We start from the raw sequence: 24746 nt of genomic DNA on the forward strand, positions 1-24746 counted from the left end.
AACCCGGCCGGCGGCCCCGTGGCCGCCGCCCCCGCAGCGCCGGCGTGCCTGCTGACCGAGCCGGCCGCGCGCGCCCTGCAGTCGGCCCAGGAAGAGCTGCGCGCGCAGGGGCTCTCGCTCAAGGTCTTGGGGTGCGACGGGTTCCCGAACGCGCTGCCCGAGCGCAGCGACACCGCCCCGGGCACCGCGGTCGACCTGACGCTCGTCGTGGTGCGCGCCCAGCGCGCCAGCGCCGCCGTGCGCGGTCCGCTGGCCGAGGGCGAGGAGGTGGACATGGGCACGCCGTTCGGCAGGCTCGGCGCACCCGCGCACACCGACCACCCCGCGCTCGCGCCCGACGTGCAGCACAACCGGCGCTGGCTGCGCGCCCTGCTGCAGCGCCACGGCTTTCGCAACCTGCCCCAGGCGTGGTGGCACTACACGCTGCACCGCGCGTCTTAGCGCGCGTCCCAGAGCGCGGACCTGGCCTTGCCCGGGCGCGGCCCTTTTTGCGGGGTGCTGTGGCTGCCTAAAATTTGTGCAGGTACAATTGCCGCCTCTTTTTTCAGCAATCCACCCGACTCCTTTTCATCCATGCAGATCGGCCCGATTCCCCTGGCGAACGCGCTGTTCGCCGCCCCCATGGCCGGCGTGACGGACCGCCCGTTCCGCCAGCTGTGCCGGGCCTTGGGCGCGGGCTATGCGGTCAGCGAAATGGTGACCTCGCGCAAGGACCTGTGGAACAGCCTCAAGACCTCGCGCCGGGCCAACCACGAGGGGGAGCCGGGGCCGATCGCCGTGCAGATCGCCGGCACCGATGCGCAGATGATGGCCGAGGCCGCTGCCTACAACGTGGCGCGCGGTGCGCAGATCATCGACATCAACATGGGCTGCCCGGCCAAGAAGGTCTGCAACAAATGGGCCGGCTCGGCGCTGATGCAGAACGAGGCCCTGGCGGTCGAGATCGCCGCCGCCGTGGTCGAGGCCTGCGCGCCGCACGGCGTGCCCGTCACGCTGAAGATGCGCACCGGCTGGTGCCAGCAGCACAAGAACGCCGTCGCGCTGGCGCGCCAGTTCGAGGGCGTGGGCATCCAGATGCTCACGGTGCATGGCCGCACGCGCGAGCAGGGCTACAAAGGCCAGGCCGAGTACGACACCATCGCCGCCGTCAAGGCGCAGGTCGCCATTCCGGTGGTGGCCAATGGCGACATCACCAGCCCCGAGAAGGCGCGCGACGTGCTGGCCGCCACGGGCGCCGACGCCCTCATGGTGGGCCGCGCCGCCCAGGGGCGGCCATGGATCTTCCGCGAGATCGGCCATTTCCTCGCCACGGGCGAGCATCTGGCGCCGCCGCGCGTGGCCGAGGTGCGCGCGCTGCTGCTCGAGCACCTGCAGGACCACTACAGCCTGTACGGCGCCTTCACCGGCGTGCGCACGGCGCGCAAGCACATTGCCTGGTACGTGCGCGCACTGCCGGGCGGCGAAGCCTTCAGACAACACATCAACACCATCGAGGACTGCGACACGCAGTGGCATGCGGTGGCCGCCTATCTGGACGCCCTGGGCGACCGGATGGAGCGCCTGCCCGCCGCCAGCGCCCACGCGGCCATCGATGAAGAACCCGAGGGATTGGCAGCATGAGCAAACAACACATAGAAGAATGCGTGCGCGAGAGCTTGCAAGGCTACTTTCGCGACCTGGACGGCGAGGCGCCCGATGGCATGTACGACATGCTGGTGCGGCTGGTCGAAAAACCGCTGCTCGAAGTGGTGATGGGCCACGCCGACAACAACCAGTCGCGCGCCGCCCAGTGGCTCGGGCTCAACCGCAACACGCTGCGCAAGAAGCTGGTCGAGCACAAGCTGCTCTGACGCCAGGCTTCAGACTCACTTATTTATAGCTGCCAGCGCTTTCCCCATAAGTGCTGGAGCCCGATTTCATTCCAATTTCAAACTCTGGCAAACCCCATGAAAGCACTTCTTTCCGTCTCCGACAAAACCGGCATCGTCGCGTTCGCCCAGCAGCTGCATGCGCTGGGCGTGCAACTGCTGTCCACCGGCGGCACCGCCAAGCTGCTGGCCGACGCCGGTCTGCCCGTCACCGAGGTGGCCGAGGTCACGCGCTTCCCCGAGATGCTCGACGGCCGCGTCAAGACGCTGCACCCCATGGTGCACGGCGGCCTGCTGGCGCGCCGCGACCTGCCCGCGCACATGGCGGCGCTGCAAGAGCACGGCATCGCCCCCATCGACCTGCTGGTGGTCAACCTCTACCCGTTCGAAGCCACGGTGGCCAAGGCCGGCTGCACGCTGGCCGACGCGATCGAGAACATCGACATCGGCGGCCCCGCCATGGTGCGCAGCGCCGCCAAGAACTGGAAGGACGTGGGCGTGCTGACCGACGCCTCGCAGTACGCCGACGTGCTGGCCGAGCTGCAGGCCACCGGCAAGCTGTCCGACCAGCTGCGCTTTGCGCTGTCGGTGGCCGCGTTCAACCGCATCGCCCAGTACGACGGCGCGATCAGCGACTACCTCTCGTCCGTCACCTTCGAGTCCGAGAAGCTCGCCGAGACCTACGTGCCCCGGCGCAGCCTGTTCCCTGGCCAGAGCAACGGCATGTTCACCAAGGTGCAGGACCTGCGCTACGGCGAGAACGCGCACCAGCAGGCCGCGCTGTACCGCGACCTCTACCCGGCCCCGGGCTCTCTGGTCACGGGCGTGCAGTTGCAGGGCAAGGAACTGTCGTACAACAACATCGCCGACGCCGACGCAGCCTGGGAGTGCGTCAAGAGCTTTGACGAGCCCGCCTGCGTGATCGTCAAGCACGCCAACCCCTGCGGCGTGGCCGTCGGACAGGATGCGCACCAGGCCTATGCCAAGGCCTTCCAGACCGACCCGACCAGCGCCTTCGGCGGCATCATCGCGTTCAACCGCTCGGTCGACCGGGCCGCGGCCGAGGCCGTGTCCAAGCAGTTCGTCGAAGTGCTGATGGCGCCCGACTTCACGCCCGAGGCCCTCGACATCTTCAAGGCCAAGGCCAACGTGCGCCTGATGAAGATCGCCTTGCCGGCCGGCGGTGCCAGCGCCTGGGACCAGGGCCGCAACGCCATGGACGCCAAGCGCGTGGGCTCGGGCCTGCTGCTGCAGACGGCCGACAACCACGTGCTGCAATTGGCCGACCTGAAAGTCGTCACCACCGTGCAGCCCACGCCCGCGCAGCTGCAGGACCTGCTGTTCGCCTGGAAGGTGGCCCAGTACGTCAAGAGCAACGCCATCGTCTTCTGCAAGGACGGCATGACCATGGGCGTGGGCGCGGGCCAGATGAGCCGCCTCGACTCGGCGCGCATCGCCAGCATCAAGGCCGAGCACGCCCAGCTGTCGCTGCAGGGCACGGCGGTGGCGAGCGATGCCTTCTTCCCGTTCCGCGACGGCCTCGATGTGGTGGTGGACGCGGGCGCGACCTGCGTGATCCAGCCCGGCGGCTCGATGCGCGACCAGGAGGTGATCGACGCCGCCAACGAGCGCGGCGTGGCCATGGTCACCACCGGCGTGCGCCACTTCCGCCATTGAGATACGGAGAAGGGGCCTTCGCCCCGCACAACAAAAAGCGGCCAGGGGCCGCTTTTTTGTTGCGCTGCAGGGCAGGGTGCCAGCGCGGAATCCGTATGGGGTTTGAGGTAAAAAGTGCCTAAAACACAAGACAGGCCTTCGCAGGCAGCTATCTATTCAGGAGTTGTGGAGTGCTGCGCGAGCAGCCGGTCAATGGCCCGGTCCTTGTCCTGCCAGATGCCGTCGAGCCAGGCCTGCAGAAGCGCGCGCTGTTTGGCATTGGCTTTGAGCAGCTCGGCGGGAATCGGCTGCTGGCGCACGAGCACTTCCACATCGCCCAGGCGTCCGCACAGCGCGTCGAGGAAGGTTGGCACCTTGCCGGGGTAGACGATGGTCACGTCGACCAGGCCGTCGAACAGCTCGCCCATGGTGCCCAGCGCCATGGCCATGCCGCCGGCCTTGGGCTGGAGCAGATGCCGGTAGGGCGATGCCTGCTGCGCATGCTTGGCGGCGGTGAAGCGCGTGCCTTCGGCAAAGCTCATCACCGAGGTCGGCAGCAGGCGGAATTTCTCGCAGGCCTGGCGCGCGTCGCGCAGGTCCTTGCGCGCGCTGCCGCCGCCGCTGCCGCGGCGCATGAACGGAAAGTCGAGCGCCCACCAGGCCAGGCCGAGCACGGGCACATAGATCAACTCCCGCTTGAGGAAGAACTTGAGCATGGGGATGCGCTGGTTCAATACGCGCTGGATCACCACGATGTCGACCCAGCTTTGGTGGTTGCAGGTCACCAAGTACCAGCCATCGCGGCGCAGGCCTTCGAGGCCCGAGACCTGCCAGCGGCCGCGGTTGACGGCGCTCAGCCAGAAGCTGTTGATGGCGATCCAGCCCTCGGGGATCTTGTTGAGCACGCGGTCGGTGAGGCGGCGCACGGGCGTGAACGGCAGCAGCAGCTTGGCCAGCGCGAACGGCACCATCAGGGCGCACAGGGCCAGGGTGTTGAGCACCAGGACCAGGGTGGCAAAACAGAACTTCAGTGCAGCAAGCATGGGCGGGCAGGGCGAAAAAAAGGCCGCCGGCGCGGGCCGACGGGGTTTGGAGCAGTTTTGGCCTCCAGCGCTTGCGCAGCAAGCGGGGGCAGCTCTTATTTTGCGAGCGACTTGAACACGTCCTGGGCGATGGCCACGGTCTCGGCAATGTCGGCCGGCGTGTGCGCGGCGCTCACGAAGCCGGCTTCGTAGAGCGCCGGGGCGATGTAGATGCCGCGCTCGAGCAGGCCGTGGAACAGCCGGTTGAAGCGCGCGCCGTCGCTCTGCATCACGGTGGCGTAGTTCTGCGGCAGCGTCGGCAGCAGGAAGAAGCCGAACATGCCGCCCTCGCAGTCGGCACTGAACGGCACGCCTTCATACGCCGCAGCGGCCACGAGGCCCTCGACCAGGCTATGAGTGGACGCCGACAAAGCCTCGAAGAAACCTGGTTTGCTGATCTCGCGCAGCGTCGCCAGCCCGCAGGCCGTGGCGACCGGGTTGCCCGACAGCGTGCCGGCCTGGTAGACCGCGCCGAGCGGCGCCAGCTGCTCCATGACGGCGCGCTTGCCGCCGAAGGCCGCCAGCGGCATGCCGCCGCCGATGACCTTGCCCATGACCGTGATGTCGGGCTCGAAGCCGGGAATGTCGCGCGCATAGACGCTTTGCGCGCCGCCGAGCGCCACGCGGAAGCCGTTCATGACCTCGTCGAACACGAACAGCGCGCCGTGCTGCGTGCACAGCTCGCGGCAGCGCTTCACGAAGGGCACGCTGGCGCGCACGAAGTTCATGTTGCCGGCGATCGGCTCGATCATCACGCAGGCGAGGTCGGCGCCGTACAGCGCAAAGGCTTCTTCGAGCTGCGCGACGTTGTTGTATTCGAGCACCAGCGTGTCCTGCACCACCTCGGCCGGCACGCCGGCGCTGGTGGCGTTGCCGAACGTGGCCAGGCCCGAGCCGGCCTTGACGAGCAGCGCGTCGGCGTGGCCGTGGTAGCAGCCCTCGAACTTGAGGATCTTCTTGCGCCCGGTGGCGCCGCGCGCCAGGCGGATCGCGCTCATGCCGGCCTCGGTGCCCGAGCTGACCAGGCGCACCATCTCGATCGAGGGCACGAGGGCGACGATGGCTTCGGCCAGCTCGACCTCGCGCTCGGTCGGCGCGCCGAACGAGAAGCCTTCGAGCGCGGCCTTTTGCACCGCTTCGAGCACGGCCGGGTGGCCGTGGCCCAGGATCATCGGGCCCCAGGAGCCGATGTAGTCGATGTAGCGCTGGCCGTTGGCGTCCCACATGTAGGCGCCCTGCGCGCGCTCGATGAAGCGCGGCGTGCCGCCGACGGCCTTGAAGGCGCGCACGGGCGAGTTCACGCCGCCGGGGATGAGCGCCTGGGCGCGTTGGAAGAGGGCGAGGTTGCGGTCAGTGCTTGGTGTCATGGGGAGGGAGTACAAAGCCGTCCACGGACGGCAGGTCAATGTCCTGGCCGGGCGCTGCGTCGTCGGCGCCTTCGGCGTCGTCGTCGGGCTCGGCCCAGAACAGGCGGTCGGGCACGATGTGGCCCATGCCGGGCCGAAAGCCATTGTCGAGGCAGCGGTCGAGGTAGCCGAGCGCTTCGCTGCAGGCTTCACCCAGGTCGCTGCCGCACGCGACCAGCGCGGTCAGGGCCGCCGACAGGGTATCGCCGGCGCCGGTGAAAGTGGCATCGAAAAGTTCGAAGCGTCCGTTGCCGAGCACGGTCTCGGGCGAGGCGAGCACGTTGTCGACGAACTGCTCGGGCAGCGGTATGCCGGTCACCAGCGTGTAGGGGGTGCCCATCTCGGCCGCGGCGGCCGCCAGGTCGCGCGCGGTCGGGCTGTGCTCGCGCCCCCATTCCGGCAGCAGCCAGCGCCAGAGCGTACTGTGGTTTCCAACCAACACCGTGGTCTGCGGCAGCATCAGTTCGCGAAAGGCGTCCAGGTACTGGTCGATCAGGCTGTCCTGCCACCACGACAGGTTGGGCATGTAGCTGATCACCGGCAGGTCGGCGTAGTCGGCGGTGAGCTCGGCAATGGCGCTGATGTTTTCCGGGCTGCCGACGAAGCCGACCTTGATCGCCTGGACCGGCAGGTCTTCCAGCGCGGCGCGCGCCTGGTCGGTCAAGGCCTCGTCGTCGAAGCTGTAGTGGTCGAAGATCTCGCTGGTGTCGCGCACATAGGCGCCTGTCACCACGGCGACCGGGTGGCCGCCGACCGAAGCGATGGTGGCAATGTCTGCCGTCAGGCCGCCGGCGCCGCTCGGGTCGCTGGCATTGAACACCATCACGCAGGCCGGGCTGGCGCCTTCGGGCGCCTCTTCCGGTGCGTCGCTCGTGGGGGTGGAAGGGCTGTGTGTCATGGACCAGTTCCGGGGTTGGGGGTGGCGCGGAAACGGCAGCCGACAGTGATGACTAGATACAATCGTTGCATTCTACGTGAAGGCCCTTTAAGCTGTGACAGACTCTAAAACTTGGATGTGTTTGATTTGCGGTTGGATTTATGACGAGGCTGCGGGTTCTCCCGAGCACGGCATCGCACCCAACACCCCATGGGAGCAGGTGCCCATGAACTGGACCTGCCCTGAATGCGGCGCCCGCAAGGAAGACTTCGAGATGATTGAGATTTGAAGCGCAGGCATTCGCCTGCGTTGTTTATTTTCCATCCGGAGTGCAGATAATTGACTACTACTGGTGCATGTTTCAAGGTTCTCGTGGTAGACGACAGCAATACCATTCGCCGCAGTGCAGAAATTTTTCTCAAGCAGGGCGGCCACGAGGTGTTATTGGCCGACGACGGATTTGACGCTTTGGCCAAGGTCAACGACTACCAGCCGCACCTGATCTTTTGCGACATCCTCATGCCCAAGCTCGATGGCTACCAGACCTGCGCCATCATCAAACGCAATGCGCGTTTTGCCGATATCCCGGTGGTCATGCTTTCGTCCAAGGACGGCGTTTTCGATAAGGCACGCGGACGCATGGTGGGCTGCCAGGAATATCTCACCAAACCATTTACCAAAGACCAGTTGCTGCAGGCTGTGCAGCAATTTGGTAATCGAAATCAAGGAGCCATGTAATGCCCATTCAGAAAGTTCTGGTCGTTGACGACTCGAAAACCGAGTTGATGTTTTTGACCGACTTGCTGCAAAAGAAAGGCATGCAGGTGCGCACCGCTGAAAATGCAGAAGAGGCATTCAAGCGGTTGGCAGAAGAAAAGCCCGACCTGATTCTCATGGACGTGGTAATGCCCGGGCAAAACGGGTTTCAGCTCACCCGCTCCATCACGCGGGACCCTTTGTACGCCGATGTGCCCATCATCATGTGCACCAGCAAAAACCAGGAGACCGACCGGGTTTGGGGCATGCGCCAGGGCGCGCGGGGCTACATCACCAAGCCGGTGGATGCGGCCGAGCTGCAGGCCAAAATCGACGCACTGAGCTGAGCAGCCCGCCCCTGCCATGGCCAACCGCGAAGCCCTCCGAGCGCTCCAGATACGCCTTGCCGATCGCCTGCAGGCCGCCAGAACTGAGGGCCTGACAGTATCTTCCTGGCTGGCCGTCGAGTCGGCCGGGCAGTTCTACCTGCTGCCGCTGGGCCATGCGGGTGAAATCTTTCCCTGGTCTGCGGTGCAGCCGGTCCCTTACACCCAGGAGTGGTTTTTGGGCGTCGCCAACCTGCGTGGCGGCTTGGCCGGGGTGGTCGACCTGGCCCGGCTGCTGGGTGCTGCGCCGGTGCGCTCTGAACAGGGCTTGGCCGAAGCCAGCCTGCTGGCTTTCAATGCGGCGCTGGAGGTCAACGCCGCCTTGCTGGTCGATCGGCTCGCCGGCTTGCGCGGCACCGAGGCCTTTGTCTCGTCCGAGCCTCCGGGCGAAGGCGCGCCCGCATTTTTTGGCACTGCCTACCTCGACTCCAGCGGTGTCCGCTGGCAGGAGCTGAATTTGCAGGTTCTCTCTCAACATCCCGAGTTTTTGAGCATCAGCGCTTGAGTTCTTTATTAAGGCCGCACCATGTCTGTCGTCAAACAATTTGGAAAACTGTTCAACCGCGTGCCGCAGAACTCGGACTCTGGCATGGGCACGGCCTCGGCCATGGACCAGGCTCTGCTGAGCGATGCGCCGCTGGACACGGCGCAGCTGCGCAGCACCTACCAGGGGGATGCGCTCCACAGCGTCCAAGGTGACCCGGGGGCCGTCGGTGGTGCGTCCGGCGGCGCGGTGACGGACGGGGACAGCGACCTCCTTTCCCTGCCGCTGCTGGGCCAGGCCAGCGCGAGCGCGCACCAGCGGCACTTGCTGATCCTGCTGGCCGTTGGCGTGGTGCTGTTGGCCCTAATTGCCGGGTGGGTGCTGCGGCAGGCGGACCGCTCAGCGCAGCAGTTGGCGGCGACCGGGCAGTCCCTGATGCAGTCGCAGCGGCTGGCCAAATCGGTGTCGCAGGCCTTGGTGGGCAGTCCCCAGGCGTTCCCCGACGTGGTGGAAAGCTCGGGGGTGCTCGCGCGCAACGTGCGTGCGCTCAAAGGTGGCGATGCCGAGCTCGGGGTTCAGGCCCTGGGTGAGTCCTTCCAATCGGACCTGGAGTCCATCAAACCCTTGATGGAGCGCGCAGAGCGCAATGCCAGCGTGGTCATGGGGCAGCAGAAAATCCTGATGCAGGTCGGCGACGCCCTGCGCACCATCAACCGGCAGTCGTCCGACCTGCTGGAGATCGCCGAGACCGTGTCTTCGCTCAAGCTGCAGCAGAACGCGCCGGCATCCGAGATTTCGGCTTCCGGCCAACTGGTGATGCTGACGCAGCGCATTGGCAAGTCGGCCAACGAGTTCCAGACCACCGAAGGCGTGAGCCCCGAGGCCGTGTTCCTGCTGGGCAAGGACCTGAACTCGTTCAAGGAAATCGCCCAGGGCCTGCTCGACGGCAGCGCCGAACTGCGACTGGCGCCGACCAGGGATGCGCAGACGCGCGAGCAACTCGACGCGCTGGTGAAGCTCTACGAGGATACGCGCACCCAAGCCAGCGCCATCCTGGGCAATCTGCAGGGCTTGGTGTCCGCGCGCGAAGCGCAGTCTGCCATCGTGGCCGACAGCGAACCGCTGCGCCGCCAGCTCGAAGGCCTGCAAAACAAGCTCTCGGCCCAGACCGGCATGGGTGCCGGGCAGTTTGCGGCCCTGACGCTGGCCGGCCTGTTCGTTCTGCTGTGCGGTATCGGCATTTCGCGCGTGCAGCTGCTCGACAGCCGCGGCCGCCAGCAATCGGCAGAGTTGCAGCACCGGGATGCGCAGCGCCAGGAGCAGGAAGCCAAGCGCGTCAACGATGCCAACCAGGCTGCCATTTTGCGGCTCATGAACGAGTTGCAGTCCGTGGCCGAGGGCGACCTGACGCAGGAGGCGACCGTGACCGAAGACATCACGGGTGCCATTGCCGACTCGGTCAACTACACGGTGGAAGAGCTGCGCCAGCTCGTGGGCAGCGTGCAAACCACCGTCACGCGGGTGGCGCAGACCACGGCTCAGGTGGACAGCACGTCGACCGAACTGCTGGCTGCGTCCACCGAGCAACTGCGCGAGATTCGGGAGACCGGCCGCTCGGTGCTCGACATGGCATCGCGCATCAACGAGGTGTCTGCGCAGGCGCAAGAGTCCGCCACGGTGGCGCGCCAGTCACTGCAGGCGGCCGACTCGGGTCTGCAGGCGGTGCAGAACGCCATCGGCGGCATGAACTCCATCCGCGACCAGATCCAGGACACCTCCAAGCGCATCAAGCGGCTCGGCGAGTCGTCGCAGGAGATTGGTGAAATCACCGAGCTGATCTCGGACATTACCGAGCAGACCAACGTGCTTGCGCTGAACGCCGCCATCCAGGCCGCATCGGCGGGCGAGGCTGGGCGGGGCTTCTCGGTGGTGGCCGAAGAAGTGCAGCGGCTGGCCGAGCGCTCGGCCGACGCCACGCGCCAGATCTCTGCGCTCGTGAAAGCCATTCAGACCGACACCCAGGATGCCGTGGCCGCCATGGAGCGCTCCACACAGGGCGTGGTGGAGGGGGCCCGCCTGTCCGACAGTGCCGGCACGGCGCTGTCCGAGATTGACCGCGTGTCGCGCCGACTGGCAGATCTGATCGAGCAGATTTCTTCGTCCACTTCACGCGAGGCCACGCTGGCCAACGAGGTGGCCGACAACATCCAGCACATTTTTGCCGTGACCGAGCAGACCGGCGAGGGCACGCGCACCACCGCCCAGCAGGTGCGTGAACTCTCGCACATGGCCGAGGAGCTGCTGCAGTCGGTGGCGCGGTTCAAGATTGCCTGACGCAGTGAACAACGAATGGGCTCTGTGCCGTCGGGAATGAATCCATGTCCTCCATTGATGCTGTAAACGCCGCCCTGACCGAGGGGGCCCAGGACGAGCAGGACCTCGGGCCGCTCGCGTGGGTCCTGGACGAATTGCGCAAATCGCTTGATGGTGCCGTCAAGGCCCTGCGCCGTTTCGTGCACGATGCCGAGCTGGCACGGGGCTCGGACCTCGCCGCGCTGGATGCGTCTGCCCTGCGCATCGCGCGCCAGCAGCTGCACCAGGCCTGCGGGGCGCTCGAAATGGTAGGCATGGCGTCTCCGGCCTTGGTGCTGCGGGCCATGGAAACAGCGGTGCAGCGCTTTGTGCAACGCCCCGAAATGTGCACCGACGACGCAGCAGGGGCCCTTGAACGCGCCAGTTTCGCGCTCAGCGAGTACCTCGAAAGCGTGCTGGCCGGCAAATTCGTCTCCGCGGTGACCCTGTTTCCCCAGTACCGCGATGTGCAGGCGCTGGCCGGCGCGGACCGCGTGCACCCGGCCGACCTGTGGCCTGCCGAGCGCCGTTTCCGTGAGCCGCAGAGCGATGCCTCGGCCGCTCCCGTGGCGTACGGGGTGCAGGCTCGCGCGCGCCTGGACCAGGCGGTTCTGCGCATGGTGAAAGAAGGCGATTTCGATGCGGCACGCGACCTGCGCGATGCATGCCTGGGCTTTGTCGCGGGGCAGAACGAACCGCAGGCGCGCGCCTTCTGGAAGATCGGCGCCGGTTTTTTCGAGGCCTTCAGTCTGGGCCTCTTGGCGCCCGATGTATACGTTAAGCGCGTGGCATCGCGCATCCTGATGCAGTACGCCACGCTGGCCAAGGGCGACCCGGACATCTCTGATCGGTTGGTGCAGGACCTGCTGTTTTTCTGCGCCCAGGCGCGCCCCACAGCGCCAGACCAGGCGCCGGCACTCGGCGCCGTGCGCGCGGCTTTTGCGCTGGATCGATTTGCTCCGGTGGACTACGAAGCCCGGCGTTTCGGCCGGTTCGATCCGGCCGTGTTGGCACAGGCCCGCAAGCGTATCGCTGCGGCCGCCGAGACCTGGTCCGCCTTGGCCGGCGGCGATCGCAACAAGCTCAAGCCGGCGGTCGATCAATTCAGCCTGGTGTGCGACTCGCTGCGCAAGCTCGATCGCAACAGCGAAAGCCTGGCGCAGGCTTTGACCCAGGCGGTGGGCCTGAGCACGCAGTCTGGCGAACCGCCGCCGGCGGCGTTGGCCATGGAGGTCGCCACCGCGGTGCTGTACCTGCAGGCCGTGCTGGAAGACCTCGATACATCCGACGAGCAGATGGCGGACCGGGCGCAGCGGCTGGCGGAGCGCCTGGACAGCGTATGCGGCGGTGCCGAGCCCGAGCCGCTGGAACTGTGGATGGAAGAGCTGTACCGCCGTGTCAGCGACCACCAGACCATGGGCAGTGTGGTCGATGAGCTGCGTGCGACGCTGGGCGAGGCCGAAAGGGCGATGGACCAGTTCTTTCGCAATCCCCAGGATGCCGCCCCTTTGACGGTCGTTCCGGGCCATATGGCTCAGATGCGCGGCGTGCTCTCGGTGCTGGGGCTGGACCAGGCCTCGCTGGCGGTGGTGCGCATGCGCGACACCGTGGAGCGTCTGCTCATCAACGAGCCCAGCGAGGAGGCACAGCGCAGCCAGACGTTTGAAAAGCTGGGCAACAGCCTGGGCGCCCTGGGCTTTCTGATCGACATGCTCAGCTACCAGCGCGCGCTGGCGCGCAAGCTGTTCGTCTATGACGAAGAGCTGGGCGAATTGCGCGCCCTCATGGGCCGCACCCGTTTGCATGCGACCGAGGGCAGCGGCATTGCACCGCAGCCGTTGCCAGAGCGCGTGCCTGTCCCCTTGCCAGAGGTTGCGCCACCGGTGCCGGCCCCGCCGGTTACCCCGGAAGCCGTGGACTTTGACTGGATCTTGCCGTCCGATGCCCCGACGGAGTCCGGCATGGACGCGGGTGCGCTGGCCGAGCCCGAACCGCTCGCAGTGCTTGTGCAGGAGGACCCACAGCACGGCCAGGGCGTTGACTCCGCCCCGGTGCTCGGCGCGGCTGCAGTGTCCAACACCGTGCCAGACACGGAGGACGATCTGCAGGAGGTCTTCCTGGAAGAGGTGCGCGAGGTGGTGGCAACCGGTTTTGCCGCCATCGAGGCCCTGCGGCAAGAGCCCGCTCAACTCTCCGAGCAGACGAGTTTGCGCCGCGCCTTCCACACGCTCAAGGGCAGCTCGCGCATGGTCGGGCTGCAGGAGTTCGGCGAAGCAGCGTGGTCGCTCGAGCAGTTGCTCAACGCCTGGCTGGCCGAGCAAAAGCCCATGCAGCCGCCTCTGCTGGACCTGGCAGCGCGTGCACTGCACGGCTTCAGCCGGTGGGCCGATGACATCGCGGCCGGCGATGCCGGTGCCTGGCAGGCGGCGCCGTTCGGCCATGCGGCCGATGGTCTGCGGCTGGAGGGCGCGGAGTTGCCCCTGATGTTGCCCGGCGACGAGGTGGGCGATGGACTTGTGGCATTTGCGCTAGAGGTGCCAGAGTGGAGTGCTGGCGCTGCCGAACCTGCCGCACCGCCTTTTGCCGAAGCGCCCTCCCGCGCCATGGATTTCTCCCAGACTGAACCCGAAGACGTTGCCGGCATGGACGCGTTCGACGGACCCGCCGATGACGAGATGGTGCTGGCGCTGGAGTTCCCGCCGCTTCCCGTGTCCGTGGAAGAGGCCGAGACGGCATCTGAACTGTCCATGCGGCCTGCCGAGGCGCAGGAGATCGACTTTGCCGCGTTCTCCGCAGCCTTGGAGGACACGGCGCAGCCCCCAGTGTCTGATGTCGATTTCTCTCCGAACATGGTGCCGTGGGCAGACGACGAGCACGCTGCCGCACCGACCACCGCGCAGACCGACGAACCAGCAGAGCTGGAAGCGCTCGCGTCTCCCGAGGCGCCGCCGCAAGGCTTCGACCCCCTGTCGGATGTGGAATTCGGGTTGGAGCCTTCGCCCGACGGCCTGGCCGCCAACGACAGCTCCGTCGCACACGCAGCGCAGCGCCCGTTCCTGCATGTCGTGGGCGACGGTGCCGAGCGCCTGGTGCAAGAAGCCAGCGATGAGGCAGTGAAGGTCATTGGTTCGCTGCGCATCGGCATACCGCTGTACAACGTCTACCTGAACGAGGCCGACGAATGGTCGCGCCGCTTGGTGACAGCGCTGCAAGAGTGGTCGCTGGAACTGGACCGACCCTTGCCCGATGTGGCCGTGGCGTTGGCGCATTCGATGGCCGGCAGCTCGGCCACCGTCGGTTTCACGGCGCTGTCGGATACCGCGCGGCTGCTTGAGCATGCGTTGGCCCATGTGCAACTGCAGCCCCAGGGCCTGCCTGAGCATGCGGCGGTGTTCACGGCAGCGGCCGACGAAATCCGCCGCTTGCTGCACCAGTTTGCGGCCGGCTTCCTCAAGGAAACCCAGGCACAGGTCCTGCATGATTTGCGCCAGATTCTCGCCACCGAGGTGGCGCATACGCTGTCGCCGCCCCTGGACGACAGCTCGAGCGCATCGGAAGCGGAGCTCACTGCCTGGCTGGACGGGCGGGACGATGGCCCAATCGTGCCTGCGGAGGCCCAGGCCCCGGCGCCCGTCGTGCAGACCGGCCATGTCGCTCCGCCCCTGTCGATCGTTCCCCCTGCGCCGAGCGCCGAGCCGGGGCAGCAAGGCGATCAAGCGCTTGCCCGTGCGGTGTCTTTGGGCACCGACATTGACGACGACATGGATGCGGTCGACCTCATTGACCCCGACCTGTTCCCCATTTTCGAGGAAGAAGCGACCGAACTGCTGCCCCATCTGGGCATGGCCTTGCGCCAGTGGACGGCCCGGCCCGACCACCAGGGTGCACGCAGCGAAGTGCTGCGCGCCCTGCACACCCTCAAGGGCAGCTCGCGCCTGGCCGGGGCCATGCGCCTGGGCGAAATGTCGCACCGCCTCGAATCGGCCATTGAGCAGCTCGGCGCGGACACCGTGCGCGCCGAGCAGATCGAGCCCCTGCTGGGCAGCTTCGACGGCCTGCAGGCCAGCTTTGACGCACTGCGCGCGATCAGCGCCCAGGCGTCTGCCGACGCCGAGGCAGCGATCGCACCGACAGCGGCAGCGGGTGAGCCGTCGCCAGCGCCCGAGGCAGCCCGGGTACTGGCACGCCCTCAAGGGCCGCTGGCGCTGGCGCCCTCGCGCGCCGCAGCCCACCAGTCGGTGCGCGTGCGCGCGCAGCTGCTCGACCGCCTGGTCAACCAGGCGGGTGAGGTCATGATCTCGCGCTCGCGGCTGGAAGCGCGCCTGGGCCAGCTCAAGGGTTCCATGGCGGACCTGTCGGGCAACCTCGACCGCCTGCGCCAGCAACTGCGCGATATCGAAGTGCAGTCCGAATCGCAGATGCAGTCCCGGCTGGCCCTGTCCAAGGATTCCGCTGCCGGTTTCGACCCCCTGGAGTTCGACCGTTTCACGCGCGTGCAAGAGCTCACGCGCATGATGGCCGAGTCGGTGAACGACGTGGCCACGGTGCAGCGCAACCTCCAGCGCGCCCTCGAAGGGACGGAGGACGAGCTGGTTGCGCAGGGCCGCCAGGCGCGCGAGCTGCAGCGCGATCTTTTGCGCACGCGCATGGTCGAGTTCGAGGCCATCTCGGAGCGCCTGTATGCCGTGGTGCGCCAGTCGTCCAAGGAAGCGGGCAAGCAAGTGAAGCTGGACATCACGGGCGGTTCGATTGAAATGGACCGCGGCGTGCTCGACCGCATGACGCCCGCCTTCGAACACCTGCTGCGCAACTGTGTCGCCCATGGCCTGGAGTCGCCCGAACAGCGGCTGGCGGCCGGCAAGAGCGCGGTCGGGACCATCACAGTCGATTTGCGCCACGAGGGCAACGACGTGTCCGTGGAATTCCGCGACGACGGCGCAGGACTGGACCTGGAGCGTATCCGCGCGAAGGCGCTCGCACAGGGGCTGATCGTGCCGGGCGATGCCGTGGGCGACGCGGAGGCGGCCAGCCTGATCTTCATGCCCGGCTTCACCACGGCCGCCGAGGTGACCGGGCTTTCGGGCCGCGGCATTGGCATGGACGTGGTGCGTTCGGAAATCAACGCCTTGGGCGGCCGCATCGAGACCCGCACGCAAAAAGGGCAGGGTGCCGCGTTCCGCATGGTGCTGCCCCTGACCACCGCAGTGACCCAGGTCGTGATGCTGCGCGCCGACCACCTGACGGTGGGCGTGCCGGCCAACGTCGTGGAAATCGTGCGCCGCGTGGCGGGGCCCGAGCTCGACGCGGCCTACCGCACGGGCTTTTTCGAGGTGGCCGGCGAACGCTTGCCGTTCTACTGGGCCGGCGCGTTGCTGCAGGCCTCGCAGCGCAGCAGCGAACCGGGGGGCAAGACCCGTCCGGTGGTGGTGTTTCGCAGTGCCTCGCAGCGCATGGCCCTGCACATCGACGAAGTGCTGGGCAACCAGGAAGTGGTGGTGAAGAACCTGGGGCCCCAGTTGTCGCGTTTACCGGGCCTGGCAGGCATGTCGGTGCTGGCGTCCGGGGCCGTGGTCCTGATCTACAACCCGGTGGCGCTCTCCACCGTCTATGGCGAGCAGGTGCGCGCCGCGGGCAGCGTGGCCCCCGAAAGGGCAGAGCTTGCAGTCACCGACATGCCGGCCGACAAACCGCCTGTGTTGCCCGCGCTGCCTGCAGCGGGCCAGGTGCCTCTGGTGCTGGTGGTGGACGACTCCATCACCGTGCGGCGCGTCACCCAGCGCCTGCTGCAGCGCGAAGGCTACCGCGTGGCGCTGGCGGCCGATGGCCTGCAGGCCCTCGAGCGCCTGCAGGCAGAGCGCCCCGCCGTGGTGCTCTCGGACATCGAAATGCCGCGCATGGACGGCTTCGACCTGGCGCGCAACATCCGTGCGGACGAGGCGACACGCGACCTGCCCATCATCATGATCACCTCGCGCATTGCCCAGAAGCACCGCGAGCATGCCCTGGAGCTGGGCGTCAACCACTACCTGGGCAAGCCGTATTCGGACGAAGAGCTGCTGAGCCTCGTGCAGCACTACGCCCGACTGGCGATCGCCCAGGCAGAGGCCTGATTCGGGCCTGCACGCCGCGCGGTGCGTGCAGGTTGCGGGTGCTGGCGCCTTCCCGGAGGGGCGGCGGGTTCGCCGCTAAAATTGGCCCATGCCAGCCAATAGCGCGTCCATGAACCTGACGCACCACTTCCTGATCGCCATGCCGGGCCTGGAGGACTCCTCCTTCGCGCGCAGCGTGGTGTACCTGTGCGAGCACAGCGACCGCGGCGCGCTGGGCCTGATCATCAACAAGCCCACCGACATCAACCTCAAAAACCTGTTCGACAAGGTCGACCTGACTCTGGGGCGCAGCGACCTGTTGGAGGCGCCGGTGTTCCTCGGCGGCCCGGTGCAGACCGAGCGCGGCTTCGTGCTGCACGACCCGATGCGCGGCGAGGCCCAGACGGACGAGGAATCCGCCTATGCCTCCACGATGCACATCCCCGGCGGGCTGGACATGACCACGTCCAAGGACGTGCTCGAAGCCCTGTCCACGGGCGCCGGTCCGCGCCGCGTGCTGGTCACGCTGGGTTACGCCGCGTGGGGCGAGGGCCAACTCGAATCGGAGCTGGCCGAAAACAGCTGGCTGACCGTGGCGGCCGACCTGGCCGTGATTTTTGACACCCCGGTGGCCCAGCGCTACGACAGCGCCCTGAGCCTGCTGGGCCTGCAGGCCTGGCGCCTGTCGCCCGGCGCGGGGCACGCATGAGCGCCGCGGCGTCGCCCGCGGCGGTCCCAGCGCAATTCCAGACCTTTCTCGCCTTTGATTTCGGCCAGAAGCGCACGGGCGTGGCGGTGGGCAACCGCATGCTGGGCACGGCCAGCCCGCAGGCCACGATCCGCGCCGAGGGCGATGCGCGCTTTGTCCAGGTGGCCGAGCGCATTGCCGAGTGGCAGCCCGACGCGCTGGTCATCGGCGTGCCCTTTCACCCCGATGGCGCGAGCCACGAGAACACGGTGCGTGCGCTCAAGTTCGGCCGCCAGCTGCGCGGGCGCTTTGGCCTGCCGGTGTTCGAGGTCGACGAGCGCTACAGCACCACCGAAGCCCTGGCGGGCGGCGCGCGCGACGCCGACGCGGCCTCGGCCTGCATCATCCTGGAACAGTTTTTGAGGAATCTTTCATGACCGCAGAACCCTCTGCCCGCGGCGGCAGCCTGGTGCTGGACGCCGAGGCCCTGTACGGAGAGCTGCTGCGCGGCGTGCGCAGCCTGCGCGCCGGCGAGACGCGGCTGGCCGGCATTGCCTCGGGCGGCGCCTGGCTGGCCGAGCGCCTGCAAAAAGACCTGGGGCTCGAAGGTGCCGCCGGCGTGCTGTCCTCGGCCATGCACCGCGACGACTTTGCCCAGCGCGGCCTGGCCGCGAGCGCCCAGACCAGCCTGCCGTTCGACGTGAACGGCGCCGACATTCTGGTGCTCGACGATGTGCTCTACACCGGCCGCACGGTGCGCGCCGTGCTCAACGAGCTCTACGACTACGGCCGCCCGGCGCGCGTGCGCCTGGCCGTGCTGGTGGACCGCGGCGGGCGCGAGCTGCCCGTGCAGGCCGATTTCGCCGCGGCGCGCGTGGCCCTGCCCGCGAGCCAGTCGCTGGCGCTGGCGCGCACCGACGCCGGCGCCTTCCATTTCCAAGTCCAAGAGGCCTGAGCCGTGCTGCACCAGCGCAACCCCCAACTCAACCGCCACGGCGAGCTGATCCACCTGCTGTCCATCGAGGGCCTGCCGCGCGACATCGTCACGCACATCCTCGACACCGCCGCGAACTTCGTCAGCGTCAACGACCGCGAGGTCAAGAAGGTGCCGCTCCTGCGCGGCAAGAGCGTGTTCAACCTGTTCTTCGAGAACAGCACGCGCACGCGCACCACGTTCGAGATCGCGGCCAAGCGGCTGTCGGCCGACGTGCTCAACCTCGACATCGCGCGCAGTTCGGCGAGCAAGGGCGAGTCGCTGCTCGACACCATCGCCAACCTCTCGGCGATGGCGGCCGACCTGTTCGTGGTGCGCCACAGCGAGTCGGGCGCGCCCTACCTGATCGCCCAGCACGTCGCGCCACATGTGCACGTGATCAACGCCGGCGACGGCCGCCATGCCCACCCCACGCAGGGGCTGCTGGACATGTACACCATCCGCCACTACAAGAAGGACTTCAGCAACCTCACGGTGGCCATCGTCGGCGACGTGCTGCACTCGCGCGTGGCGCGCTCGGACATCCACGGCCTGACGACGCTGGGCTGCGCCGAAGTGCGCGTGGTCGGCCCGCGCACGCTGGTGCCGTCCGACATGGCGCAAATGGGCGTGCGCGTCTGCCACACGCTCGAGGAAGGCATCCGCGACGCCGACGTCGTCATCACGCTGCGCCTGCAGAACGAGCGCATGAGCGGCGCGCTGCTGCCGTCGAGCCAGGAGTATTTCAAGAGCTTCGGCCTCACGCCCGAGCGCCTGCAGCTGGCCAAGCCCGACGCCATCGTCATGCACCCCGGCCCGATCAACCGCGGCGTCGAGATCGACTCCGCCGTGGTCGACGGCCCGCAGAGCGTGATCCTGCCGCAGGTCACCTTCGGCATCGCGGTGCGCATGGCCGTGATGTCCATCGTCGCCGGGAACGAAGCGTGACCCCGTGCGTCGCTTCGCGCCTTCCCCCAAGGGGGGACGCCACCGGTGGCCCGGCAAAGCCGGTTCCACGGTGGCGCTGGCCTGGTGTCTGCTGCGGCGCAGACCGCGTCTGGCATGGCTGCAAGCGATGGATTTACTCTGTTTTCATAGCTGCTTGCGCTTGCTGCATAAGCGCTAGAGGCCCATTTGGCACCAAACCATGAAGATACTGATCCAGAACGGCCGTGTGATCGACCCGGCCAGCGGCTTCGACCAGACCTGCGACATCGCACTGGCCGCGGGCCGCATCGTCGCCATCGGCCGCGTGGCGCCCGACTTTGCGCCTTACCGCACCATCGACGCCACGGGCTGCCTCGTGCTGCCCGGCTTGGTCGACCTGGCCGCGCGCCTGCGCGAGCCCGGCCACGAACATGAGGGCATGCTCGAGTCCGAGATGGCGGCCGCCGTGGCCGGCGGCGTGACCAGCCTGGTCTGCCCGCCCGACACCGACCCGGTGCTCGACGAGCCCGGCCTGGTCGAGATGCTCAAGTTCCGCGCCGAGAAGCTGCACCAGGCGCGCCTGTTCCCGCTCGGCGCGCTCACGCGCGGCCTGGCCGGCGAGGTGCTGACCGAGATGGCCGAACTGACCGAGTCGGGCTGCGTCGGCTTTGGCCAGGCCGAGGTGCCGCTCTCGAGCACCCAGGTGCTGCAGCGCGCGCTGCAGTACGCCGCCACCTTTGGCTACACCGTGTGGCTGCGCCCGCAGGAGCTGCACCTGGGCCGTGGCGTGGCCGCCAGCGGCGCGCTGGCCACGCGCCTGGGCCTATCGGGCGTGCCCGTCGCGGCCGAAACGATTGCGCTGCACACCATTTTCGAGCTGCTCAAGACCACCGGCGCGCGCGTGCACCTGTGCCGCCTCAGCAGCGCCGCCGGCGTCGAGCTGGTGCGCCGCGCCAAGGCCGACGGCCTGCAGGTGACCTGCGACATCAGCATCAACACGCTGCACCTGACCGAGAACGACATCGGCTTCTTCGACAGCCGCGCACGCCTGTCGCCGCCGCTGCGCCAGCAGCGCGACCGCGACGCGCTGCGCGCGGCGCTGCTCGACGGCACCGTGGACGCGCTGGTGTCCGACCACACGCCGGTCGACGAAGACGCCAAGACCCTGCCGTTTGCCGAGGCCGAGCCCGGCGCGACCGGGCTCGAGCTGCTGCTCTCGTTGGCGCTCAAGTGGTCGCAGGACAGCGGCGTGCCGCTGGCGCGCGCGCTGGCGGTGGTGACGAGCGCGCCGGCGCAGGTGCTGGGCAGCGCTTTGGGCACGCTGCAGGCCAGCGTCGGCCGGCTGGTCGAAGGCGGCGTGGGCGACGTCTGCATCGTCGACCCGCGCGCGGCCTGGACGGTGCAGGACGCGGCGCTGCGCAGCCAGGGCAAGCACACGCCGTTCACCGGCTACGAGCTGCCCGGCCGCGTGCGCCATACGCTGGTGGCGGGCCGGGTGGCGTTTGAGCGCGGCTGAGCGCCGCGGCGCACTCGGCGCCCGGGGCCGCGCATGAGGCAGCTGTGCGCCTGCTGGCGCCTGCTGCGCGTGCTCGGCCACATCGGCATCGGGCTGTGGACCGTGGCGCTGCGCTTTCCACGGCTGTCGCCCGACCAGCAGGGCGTGCATGTGCAAGCCTGGTCGATGGCGCTGCTGGGCCACCTGGGCATTGCGCTGCAGGTGCGCGGCCAGCCGCCGCTCGCCGGCCCCGTGCTGCTGGTGGCCAACCACCTCTCCTGGCTCGACATCACGGTCATGCACGCGGCGCGCCACTGCCGCTTTGTCTCGAAATCCGACGTCCAGGGCTGGCCGCTGATCGGCGCGTTGGCCACGGCCGCGGGCACGCTCTACCTCGAACGCGGCACGCGGCGCGACGCAATGCGCGTGGTGCACCAGATGGCCGACGCGCTGCGCGCCCGCGAGGTGCTGGCCGTGTTCCCCGAGGGCACGACGGGCGACGGCCGCAGCCTGCTGCCCTTCCATGCCAACCTGCTGCAGGCGGCGGTGTCGGCCGACGCGCCCGTGCTGCCGGTGGGCCTGCGCTTCGTCGACCGTGCCTCGGGCGCCGTCAGCCATGCGCCCAGCTATGCGGGCGACGAGACGCTGTTGGGCTCGATCTGGCGCACCGCATGTGCGCCGCCCCTCATGGCGGTCGTGCACTACGGTACGCCGCAGCACGCGCAGGGGCGGGACCGGCGCGCGTGGAGCGCGCACCTGCAGCGCATGGTGGACGGACTGCGCCAAGGCTGAATCCAGTGAGTGCGGGCTCAGAGCCGTGGGCACGGAGGCTCAAAACGCCGCCGGCCGCCATTTCAACAAGCGTTTTTCGATCTGGCTGAGCAGGTAGTCTGCCGCCAGCGCCACCACCGCCAGCACGATCATGGCGGCAAACACGCCGCTGGCATTGAAGGCGCCTTGCGCGGTGGCGATCAGCAGGCCGATGCCTTGCTTCGCCCCCAGGAATTCGCCGACCACCGCGCCCACCAGGGCAAAGCCGAAGCTCACGTGCAGGCTGGCCAGAATCCACGACATGGCCGATGGAATCACCACCGACGTTGTGACCTGGCGCGGCGAGGCGCCGAGGATGCGCGCGTTCGCGATCAGGTATTTGTCGGCCTCGCGCACGCCCTGGAAGGCGTTGCCGAAGACGACGAAGAACACCATCACCACGGCCAGCGCCACTTTGGACGCCATGCCCAGCCCGAGCGCGATCACGAACACCGAGCCCAGCACCACGCGCGGGATCGAGTTGGCGATCTGGATGTAGAGGCTGAACACGTCCGACAGCAGCTTGTTGCGGCCCAGCAGGATGCCGCAAACGATGCCGCCGATGCCGCCGATCAGGAAGCCGATCACAGTTTCCTCCAGCGTCACCGCCACCTGCACCCACAGCGGGCCTTGCGAGGTGCCGTCGCGCGTCCATTCAACGATCTGCGCCCAGATCAGCGAGGGCTGGGAGTAGAAGAACGGGTCTATCCACTTGCGGGCGGCAGCCAGTTCCCAGCCGCCGAGCACCAGCACCAGCACCAGCACGCGCAGGCCGATGATCATGTGGCGGTAGCGGCGCATGCCGGCTTGCGCCGCGGCGGACTCGCGCGCCAGCGCCTCGTCGCTGAGAGAGGTGGGCAGGGCAAGATCGGTCATGGAAGGCTCCGGTGGCGGGCTTTACTGGATCACGACCTCTTCGCGCAAATCGTCCCAGATCTGCCGGGACAGCGCGATGAACCGCGGGTCGTAGCGCACCTCGGACATGGCACGCGGGCGCGGCAGGTGGATGTCGTAGACGCGCTTGAGCCGGCCCGGGCGCGCCGACAGCACGAACACGCGGTCGGCCAGCGCGATCGCCTCGTCGATGTCGTGCGTGACGAACACCACCGAGCCACCGGTGCCCGACCACAGCTTGAGCAGCTCGTCCTGCATCAGCGTGCGGGTCTGCATGTCGAGCGCCGAGAAGGGTTCGTCCATCAGCAAGATCTCGGGCTGGTTGATGAAGGTCTGCGCCAGCGCCACGCGCTTGCGCATGCCGCCCGAGAGCTGGTGCGGGTAGTGCTGGGCGAACTTGGACAGGCCCACGCGCTGCAGCCACTGCTGTGTGAGCGCCATGGTTTCTTTGTGGGATTTGCCCCGGAACTGCGGGCCGGCGGCGACGTTGTTTTCGACGCTGCGCCACGGGAATACGGCGTCGGCCTGGAACACAAAGCCAATGCGCGGGTCGATGCCGGTGACCGGCTGGCCCATCACCCGCACCTCGCCCACGGTGGGGCGCAGCAGGCCGGTGACCATGTTCAGCGTGGTCGACTTGCCGCAGCCCGTCGGGCCGACGATGGCCACGAACTCGCCGCGTGCCACCGACATGCTGAAGTTGCGCAGCGCCACCGTGGCATTGCCGTCCTGCGAGATGAAGCGCAGCGACACATCGTGGAAGTCGATGGCCGATGCCGCGGCCACGCTGGCGGCCGCCGTGTCTGCGGGCAGATCGTTTTTCATGGCTGCCGGGCTGTCAGGTAGGCGTTGGTGTAGGTCTTGGACAGGTCGATGTTCTTGCCCTTGACCTGTGGCTTGTAGGTGGCCAGCACCTTGAGCACGGTTTCGGGGCCGCCGACGGGCATCTTCGCGTCGGTGGTGAACATGGGCAGCGAGGCTTTGAGCGCCTGCACATACAGCTCCTTGTCGCTGCCGTAGTAGTCGCGCGGCACCAGCTCGGTGATCTGCTCGGCCGTGTGACTGTGGATGTAGGCCATGGTGCGGGCAAAGGCGCGGGCCAGCTTGCCGGCCTGCTCCGGGTGGGACGCGGCCCATGCGTTTTGCACGTAGAGGCTGGCGGCCGGGTACAGCCCGCCAATCGCCGCGTTCGTGCCCTGCTCGGTGCGCAGGTCCACCAGCACCTTGGCGTCGCCGCTCTTGAGCAGCTGCGAAACCGTCGGCTCGGTCGTCATGCCGCCCTGGATGCGGTCTTGCTTGATGGCGGCGATGAAGGTGTTGCCGGCGCCCACTGGCAGCAGCGAATAGTCCTTCGAGGCCACACCCTGGCGCGCGGCCAGGTAGCGCGTCAGAAATTCGGTCGACGAGCCCAGGCCGGTCACCCCGAGCGTCTTGCCCTTGGCATCGGCCATTGACTTGAACGTGGGGGCCGCCTTGGTCGACACCATCTCGACCTCGCCCGGCACCTTGCAGAACACGGCGATGGCCTCGATCTCCTTGCCCTTGCTCTGCAGGTCGATGGTGTGGTCGTAAAAGCCCACCACGCCCTGCACGGCGCCGGCGATCAGCTGGTTCTCGGCGTCGACGCCAGCCGGCTGCGATTGCAGCTCCACCGCCAGTCCCTCGTCCTTGAAATAGCCCAGCGCCTCGGTCAGCTTGGCCGGCAGGTAGATGATCTTGTTGATGCCACCCACCATGATGATGAGGGGCGCATCGGCCGCCTGCGCCCACGGCGTGGCCGCGGCAAGGGCGGTGCAGAGGGCGGCGGCCAGCAGGGTACGGCGTGAGGCGGTCATGGTGACTCCTGGGGTGCGAGAGACAACCTGCGCGCAGCGGCCGCAGGACGAATCCAGTCTAGAAAGCCGTACCCTTCGGCCAGCTTTCGCTGCACTGCGGCATTTGCTGGGGTTAACCCTGATTCCAAGACGCTGGATGGCACCGGCTCCTAGAATCGGTCGCCGCCC

General features: G+C 67.8%; 22 protein-coding genes. 16 read left to right on the forward strand and 6 right to left on the reverse strand.

What is annotated here, in order from left to right:
• The 4 genes from B2J86_RS06335 to purH all read left to right on the forward strand — a co-directional run.
• A partial coding sequence (locus B2J86_RS06335; RefSeq protein ID WP_305792577.1) for a M15 family metallopeptidase occupies window positions 1–441 on the forward strand: 441 nt, incomplete at its 5' end.
• A gap of 132 nt (window positions 442–573) precedes the next feature.
• The gene (dusB, locus tag B2J86_RS06340; RefSeq protein WP_169168656.1) at window positions 574–1620 is read left to right on the forward strand and encodes a tRNA dihydrouridine synthase DusB; all 1047 of its coding nucleotides are present in this window, start codon (window positions 574–576) and stop codon (window positions 1618–1620) included.
• Window positions 1617–1850, forward strand: a complete 234-nt coding sequence (locus B2J86_RS06345) for a Fis family transcriptional regulator (RefSeq protein WP_169168655.1) — start codon at window positions 1617–1619, stop codon at window positions 1848–1850. The genes dusB and B2J86_RS06345 overlap by 4 nt, the downstream gene beginning before the upstream one ends.
• 96 nt (window positions 1851–1946) lie before the next feature.
• The gene (purH, locus tag B2J86_RS06350; protein ID WP_173024996.1) at window positions 1947–3545 is read left to right on the forward strand and encodes a bifunctional phosphoribosylaminoimidazolecarboxamide formyltransferase/IMP cyclohydrolase; all 1599 of its coding nucleotides are present in this window, start codon (window positions 1947–1949) and stop codon (window positions 3543–3545) included.
• Between the two features lie 152 nt (window positions 3546–3697).
• Here purH and B2J86_RS06355 read toward each other — a convergent pair whose 3' ends face one another.
• The 3 genes from B2J86_RS06355 to B2J86_RS06365 all read right to left on the reverse strand — a co-directional run bounded on the left by B2J86_RS06355 (window position 3698) and on the right by B2J86_RS06365 (window position 6910).
• The gene (locus B2J86_RS06355) at window positions 3698–4567 is read right to left on the reverse strand and encodes an acyltransferase (protein WP_169168653.1); all 870 of its coding nucleotides are present in this window, start codon (window positions 4565–4567) and stop codon (window positions 3698–3700) included.
• A gap of 95 nt (window positions 4568–4662) precedes the next feature.
• Window positions 4663–5973 carry a glutamate-1-semialdehyde 2,1-aminomutase gene (gene hemL / locus B2J86_RS06360; RefSeq protein ID WP_173024997.1) on the reverse strand — a complete coding sequence of 437 codons (1311 nt, stop codon included), beginning with the start codon at window positions 5971–5973 and terminating at the stop codon, window positions 4663–4665.
• Window positions 5957–6910 (reverse strand): bifunctional hydroxymethylpyrimidine kinase/phosphomethylpyrimidine kinase, encoded by a 954-nt coding sequence (locus B2J86_RS06365; RefSeq protein WP_173024998.1) that lies wholly within the window; start codon window positions 6908–6910, stop codon window positions 5957–5959. The genes hemL and B2J86_RS06365 overlap by 17 nt, the downstream gene beginning before the upstream one ends.
• 94 nt (window positions 6911–7004) lie before the next feature.
• On the opposite strand from B2J86_RS06365, the gene B2J86_RS06370 reads away from it, so the two are divergent.
• The 12 genes from B2J86_RS06370 to B2J86_RS06425 all read left to right on the forward strand — a co-directional run bounded on the left by B2J86_RS06370 (window position 7005) and on the right by B2J86_RS06425 (window position 21831).
• Window positions 7005–7178, forward strand: a complete 174-nt coding sequence (locus tag B2J86_RS06370; RefSeq protein ID WP_169168650.1) for a rubredoxin — start codon at window positions 7005–7007, stop codon at window positions 7176–7178.
• A 50-nt stretch (window positions 7179–7228) separates the two neighbouring features.
• Window positions 7229–7627 carry a PleD family two-component system response regulator gene (locus B2J86_RS06375; RefSeq protein ID WP_169168649.1) on the forward strand — a complete coding sequence of 133 codons (399 nt, stop codon included), beginning with the start codon at window positions 7229–7231 and terminating at the stop codon, window positions 7625–7627.
• A complete protein-coding gene (locus B2J86_RS06380) occupies window positions 7627–7992 on the forward strand; it encodes a PleD family two-component system response regulator (RefSeq protein WP_169168648.1) in 366 nt (121 codons plus the stop codon). The genes B2J86_RS06375 and B2J86_RS06380 overlap by 1 nt, the downstream gene beginning before the upstream one ends.
• Window positions 7993–8008: 16 nt before the next feature.
• The gene (locus tag B2J86_RS06385) at window positions 8009–8536 is read left to right on the forward strand and encodes a chemotaxis protein CheW (protein ID WP_169168647.1); all 528 of its coding nucleotides are present in this window, start codon (window positions 8009–8011) and stop codon (window positions 8534–8536) included.
• A gap of 21 nt (window positions 8537–8557) precedes the next feature.
• A complete protein-coding gene (locus B2J86_RS06390; RefSeq protein ID WP_173024999.1) occupies window positions 8558–10849 on the forward strand; it encodes a methyl-accepting chemotaxis protein in 2292 nt (763 codons plus the stop codon).
• A gap of 44 nt (window positions 10850–10893) precedes the next feature.
• A complete protein-coding gene (locus B2J86_RS06395) occupies window positions 10894–16977 on the forward strand; it encodes an Hpt domain-containing protein (RefSeq protein ID WP_173025000.1) in 6084 nt (2027 codons plus the stop codon).
• Window positions 16978–17065: 88 nt separating this feature from the next.
• On the forward strand, window positions 17066–17665 hold the full coding sequence (locus B2J86_RS06400) for a YqgE/AlgH family protein (protein ID WP_169168644.1): 600 nt from the start codon (window positions 17066–17068) through the stop codon (window positions 17663–17665).
• Window positions 17662–18081 carry a Holliday junction resolvase RuvX gene (gene ruvX / locus B2J86_RS06405; protein ID WP_173025001.1) on the forward strand — a complete coding sequence of 140 codons (420 nt, stop codon included), beginning with the start codon at window positions 17662–17664 and terminating at the stop codon, window positions 18079–18081. Before B2J86_RS06400 ends, ruvX begins: the two co-directional genes overlap by 4 nt.
• The gene (gene pyrR, locus B2J86_RS06410) at window positions 18078–18599 is read left to right on the forward strand and encodes a bifunctional pyr operon transcriptional regulator/uracil phosphoribosyltransferase PyrR (protein ID WP_173025002.1); all 522 of its coding nucleotides are present in this window, start codon (window positions 18078–18080) and stop codon (window positions 18597–18599) included. Before ruvX ends, pyrR begins: the two co-directional genes overlap by 4 nt.
• A gap of 3 nt (window positions 18600–18602) precedes the next feature.
• Window positions 18603–19565 (forward strand): aspartate carbamoyltransferase catalytic subunit, encoded by a 963-nt coding sequence (locus tag B2J86_RS06415; RefSeq protein WP_169168641.1) that lies wholly within the window; start codon window positions 18603–18605, stop codon window positions 19563–19565.
• Window positions 19566–19764: 199 nt separating this feature from the next.
• Window positions 19765–21060: a dihydroorotase gene (locus tag B2J86_RS06420; RefSeq protein WP_173025003.1), complete on the forward strand. Its 1296-nt coding sequence runs from the start codon at window positions 19765–19767 to the stop codon at window positions 21058–21060.
• A 33-nt stretch (window positions 21061–21093) separates the two neighbouring features.
• A complete protein-coding gene (locus tag B2J86_RS06425) occupies window positions 21094–21831 on the forward strand; it encodes a 1-acyl-sn-glycerol-3-phosphate acyltransferase (protein WP_169168639.1) in 738 nt (245 codons plus the stop codon).
• A 39-nt stretch (window positions 21832–21870) separates the two neighbouring features.
• Here the strand turns inward: B2J86_RS06425 and B2J86_RS06430 are convergent, their stop codons facing one another.
• The 3 genes from B2J86_RS06430 to B2J86_RS06440 are packed head-to-tail and all read right to left on the reverse strand — an operon-like array spanning window position 21871 to window position 24578.
• A complete protein-coding gene (locus B2J86_RS06430) occupies window positions 21871–22725 on the reverse strand; it encodes an ABC transporter permease (RefSeq protein ID WP_169168638.1) in 855 nt (284 codons plus the stop codon).
• Window positions 22726–22746: 21 nt separating this feature from the next.
• Window positions 22747–23568 carry an ABC transporter ATP-binding protein gene (locus B2J86_RS06435; protein WP_169168637.1) on the reverse strand — a complete coding sequence of 274 codons (822 nt, stop codon included), beginning with the start codon at window positions 23566–23568 and terminating at the stop codon, window positions 22747–22749.
• Window positions 23565–24578, reverse strand: coding sequence for an ABC transporter substrate-binding protein (locus tag B2J86_RS06440; RefSeq protein WP_173025004.1), 1014 nt, complete (start codon window positions 24576–24578; stop codon window positions 23565–23567). Before B2J86_RS06440 ends, B2J86_RS06435 begins: the two co-directional genes overlap by 4 nt.
• Window positions 24579–24746 lie beyond the last annotated feature (168 nt).

The sequence above is a fragment of the Acidovorax sp. SRB_14 genome (assembly GCF_012932145.1).
In the GTDB taxonomy this organism is placed as follows: domain Bacteria; phylum Pseudomonadota; class Gammaproteobacteria; order Burkholderiales; family Burkholderiaceae_C; genus Simplicispira.